At 39.4% G+C, this 251-nt stretch carries 1 pseudogene; it reads left to right on the forward strand.

Annotated elements, in window-relative coordinates:
* Window positions 1-135: 135 nt before the first annotated feature.
* A pseudogene (locus HC723_RS17245) lies at window positions 136-251 on the forward strand (DDE-type integrase/transposase/recombinase); the annotation flags it as partial.

Genomic DNA, 251 nt, shown 5'->3' on the forward strand with positions numbered 1-251 from the left:
TTAGGTTCTTTTTTTCTGCTCATGTGAAGATAATGAAGCATAAAAAGGATCGTTCAATAGGCAATTGTAGATCAAGTGATGATCGTCACATTCGCCTGTCAATAGGGTGCTGGTGAACGCTTACATATATTAAAACAACAATTTAATCCTACAGTGCCCAATCGTATTTGGGCCGGAGATGTTACTTATCTGAGAACCAATCAAGGTTGGATGTATCTGGCTGTAGTCATGGATTTACATTCACGCCGGAT

The sequence above is a fragment of the Vibrio sp. S11_S32 genome (genome assembly GCF_014694465.1).
Taxonomy (GTDB): domain Bacteria; phylum Pseudomonadota; class Gammaproteobacteria; order Enterobacterales; family Vibrionaceae; genus Vibrio; species Vibrio algicola.